The organism is Streptomyces sparsus, assembly GCF_054776295.1.
Genome location: NZ_BAAHCA010000514.1, coordinates 1 through 3,497, shown reverse-complemented (window position 1 = coordinate 3,497; position 3,497 = coordinate 1). Strand labels below are relative to the sequence as shown.

General features: G+C 74.2%; 3 protein-coding genes. 1 reads left to right on the top strand and 2 read right to left on the bottom strand.

Going from position 1 to position 3,497, the window contains the following annotated elements; translation table 11 throughout:
• Nucleotides 1-178 precede the first annotated feature (178 nt).
• Entirely contained in the window at nt 179-865 is a 687-nt protein-coding gene (locus ACYVE9_RS19450; RefSeq protein ID WP_461029165.1) for a helix-turn-helix domain-containing protein, read from the top strand.
• Nucleotides 866-921: 56 nt separating this feature from the next.
• On the opposite strand, the gene ACYVE9_RS19445 is transcribed toward ACYVE9_RS19450, so the two are convergent.
• Both ACYVE9_RS19445 and ACYVE9_RS19440 read right to left on the bottom strand, forming a co-directional pair.
• Nucleotides 922-1,764, bottom strand: a complete 843-nt coding sequence (locus ACYVE9_RS19445) for a phosphotransferase (RefSeq protein ID WP_461029164.1) — start codon at nt 1,762-1,764, stop codon at nt 922-924.
• 228 nt (nt 1,765-1,992) lie between these two features.
• Nucleotides 1,993-3,339 carry a DUF2690 domain-containing protein gene (locus tag ACYVE9_RS19440; RefSeq protein ID WP_461029163.1) on the bottom strand — a complete coding sequence of 449 codons (1,347 nt, stop codon included), beginning with the start codon at nt 3,337-3,339 and terminating at the stop codon, nt 1,993-1,995.
• Nucleotides 3,340-3,497: the final 158 nt, after the last annotated feature.

The window sequence follows — 3,497 nt, the reverse complement described above, 5'->3', positions numbered from 1 at the left end:
GATCGGGCGCGGCAAGCGCGGACCGGCCGGGCGGGGCCTGATGAGGACGGGCGGATCGCCCTCGGCCCCCTCGGGTCGCCCTGGCGGAATCTCCAGCGGCCCTGGACGTTCCGCCAGGGCGCGGTTTCGGCGGAACGCACCGGGGATCACCGCGGGTGAGCGCCCCTACCGTGTGCGCATGCACCAGCGACCGCCGTTCGACGCAGTCGCCGCGCGGCGGCTGCGGGAAACCCTCGGCATGACCCCGGCCCACGTCGCGTACGGCATGTGGGCCGCGTTCGGTCTGCGCGTCACCGCGGAGAGCGTCGCGGCCTGGGAGCACCGCGAGGGCTCCCCCACCGAGGACGAGCTCGCCGCGCTCGCCGGGGCCCTGTGGTGTGCCCCGGCCGATCTGATGGGCGCTCCGCGCAGCCTGCGCGAGCACCGGCTGGCGCGCGGCACGGCGGTGGCGGATCTGGCGATGCGCATCGGCATGCCCCCCGCCCGGTACCGCGAGGCGGAGCGCACCGGCCGATGGACCGGGAACGAACGCCAGACGGCGGCGCTGGCGGAGGCGCTCGGCATGTCGCTGCGGGCCCGCACGGAGCTGACCGGCGGGCGGCGTCGGCTGTCGGAGCTGCTGCGCGGCGCGGCCGGTTCACGCTGGCAAGCGTATGTGCGTCCGCTGTGCCGGCTGCTGCCCGAACTCTCTCGCAGCCAGGCCGAGTCGCTTCTGGAGCGGCTCAACGACGAGTTCCACCGGCGCAGTTGCTCGTCGCTCAGCTGGATCGACACCAACTCGCGGACGGCCCACGGCTCGGCGGACGCGGGCCGGGTGTTCCTGGACGAGATCGAGGACCACTTCTGGGCGCTCGTGGAGGCCTGAGCGGATCGGGGGCGCGCGCTCGGCGCAGCGGATCGGTACCCGGCAGCCCCCCGGCATCAGTCGGGTCCGCAGCGGGTCAGTGCCGTACGCGTCCGCTGGAGCCCCTCGACTCTCCAGTGGTCCCGGTCGGGCATGTGGTCGTTCCGGCGCCAGCGCCAGGCCGAGAACATCGCCCAGTTCAGGGCGCGGCACCGGTCGATCAGGCCGTGGTCGGCCCCCGCGCAGTGCTCTCCCACCTCTTCGGGAGCATGGGCGAGGTCGAACTCGATCGGCCCGCGGCAGCACGTGGCGAGGTCCACGAGAAGCGGTCCTCTCCTCGTGTGGAGGAGGTTGCCCGGATGCGGCTCACCGTGCAGGAGCTGGTCGTCGGCCTTCTCGACGCCGATCGTGTCGCTCAGTCCACCGAGTGTGCCGCTGAGAAGCGCGCGGTCGGCGTCGGGCAGCTCGGGGGTGCGTTCCCGGTCGTCGACCTCCCTGCGCGCGGCGGCGACCCGATCGGTGAAGCGCGGTGCGTCCAGATCGATCCGGCGCAGGGCGGCATGGTGACGCCGGAGCGCGTCCGCGTAGTCGGCCGGAGCGATCTCCGAGCCCACGGGTGCGTAGTAGGTCCACAGCGAGACGGCGAAGGCATCACGCACATGGACCCCGGGGTCGACCCGGGGTTCGAGCTCAGCCACCGGAGCGTCGCTGTCGGCGAGGCGGCGAGCGACCTCCACCTCGAACTCGGAATCAGCCAGATGCTCCGAAGGGGCGACCCGAACCAGCACGTCACAGGGGGTCAGGCGCAGCGCGACACGGTCCGAGTCGTGGATGACGTGCACCTCGTCGACCTCAAGGCCCAGCTCCGAAGCGGTCGCCCGTCCTGCCTCGACCGCACGGCGGAGTTCGATGGGCTCCATACCGTCCTCCCTCATCGGTGCGTCATCGGTGCGTCATTCGGTGCACACGTCGTCGGGCGGCCCGCCGTCCGCTCTCACATACCCGGGCGGTCGCCGCCCGATAGGGCAAGCGCTGCCTGCGCCCGCCTCGGCACCACCACGGCGGCGGCCCCGGCCGTCCGCACCGGTCCGGGTGGTGACGATCGTTCAGGTCCGGAACGCTGGCCGGGCCGACGGTGGCCGATGCCGTCAGGAAGTGAAGCAGTGGCGCTTCCCGGTGGCGGCGCTCACCAGGCAGGCTTCCAGACCGCGGGGACCGGCGCCCACCATGCGGGTGGAGAGGTACCCCTCCGCGTCGTACCGGTCGGCGATCCGGACGGTCTGCCGGCCCTCCCCGGGGGCCCTGATCTCGATCCGGTCGCCGACGCTCGCGAACCGGACGCGGGCCCAGCCGGCCCGGCACCGCTCGCTGTAGCGGATGTCGATGACGGCCCGCTCGCCCAGTTGCCGCTCGGCGACGGTGCGCGGTGTGCTGGCGTTGATCGCGCAGGCCTGCGACTGCGAGTCCTCGCCGGTGCACTCCTCACCGCGGCAGCCCGGCTGCACCGTTCCCTCGGCCGGGTCCGACGCACCGAGCAGGCCGTATCCGACCCCGGCGAGACCGAGCAGCGCGCCGACGGCCGTCAGGTGGGCCTGGCCCTCGGGATCACCGACGGTGGCCGTCGCGGTGCCACGCGGGCCGTGTACGTCGACGCGCAGCCGGGCCGTGCCCCCGTCACCGGGTGCGTGCAGCAGCTTCCGGCGCAGCGGCTCCCAGCGCTCGCCCCGGGCGCGCCGGAAGAAGCCGGCTCGCCCGAGCCCGGTGAGGGCGCGTCCGGTGGCGGTGCTGCTGAAGCCGAGGCGGGTGCGGACGGTGGTGGCGCCCAGGGTGAGCGGCAGGGTGAACTGCTCGGGGGTGCCGAGCCGGGCGACACGGGTCCGGTCCGGTCCGATGGTGACCCGGTCGACGCCGGTGAGCGGGGCGACCACGCGGCTGCGGCCGTTCTCGACCACCTCGAAGTCGACGCCGAGCCGGTCCATGAACTCCACCGAGTCGGCCCCCGAACGGTCGGCGAGGTCGTAGCGGATGACGGTGTCGACGCGCTGCGCCCCTCCGACGCGAGCGGCGAGGTGGGCGGCGAGCAGCGGGACGACGCCGCCCATCCAGGCCGAGCTGAGCAGCACCGGGGAGGCGACCGGCGGCGTGAGGGCCAGCCGGGTGACGGCGCGTTGCAGGCGGGCCGTCCACCTGGCGACGTCCACGTAGGGCACTCCTCCGCGTACCGCGGCTGCCAGCACCCGGTCGTCGGGGTCGTTGACCACGGCGACGACGGCGCGCACCGCGGCACGGAAGGGCTCCGGGTCCCCGAGGTCCCAGCGGCGGGCCTGCGCGCCGGTGGCGGCGAGGAGCGCGGCGGCGCGCTCGGGGGTGCGCCCGGTCAGCAGCAGCGGCCACTCCCCCGCCGCGGCGCGCGTCAGTTCGGCTCCGACCGTGCCGTATCCGCCGACTATCAGGACCGGGCCTGCCGGGTCGTGCGTCAGCTCGTCGATGTTCATGGACCTACTATAGGTCGCTCGACCTAGAAAGCTTTCCGGGACTCCCTTCCCTCCGGAGCCGTGGGCCTTCGACGGTCCTCACGCGGCGTCAGGCGGTACCGCCCCGCCGCGTCAGTCGGTACCGCCCCGCACCGGCGGGAGGGGCCGCCGCCTGCGGC

What these genes read in the sequence shown, in the direction of transcription:
- ACYVE9_RS19450 (WP_461029165.1), top strand. Translation starts at nt 179, where the DNA reads ATGCACCAGCGACCGCCGTTCGACGCAGTCGCCGCGCGGCGGCTGCGG.
- ACYVE9_RS19440 (WP_461029163.1), bottom strand. Translation starts at nt 3,339, where the DNA reads ATGAACATCGACGAGCTGACGCACGACCCGGCAGGCCCGGTCCTGATA.
- ACYVE9_RS19445 (WP_461029164.1), bottom strand. Translation starts at nt 1,764, where the DNA reads ATGGAGCCCATCGAACTCCGCCGTGCGGTCGAGGCAGGACGGGCGACC.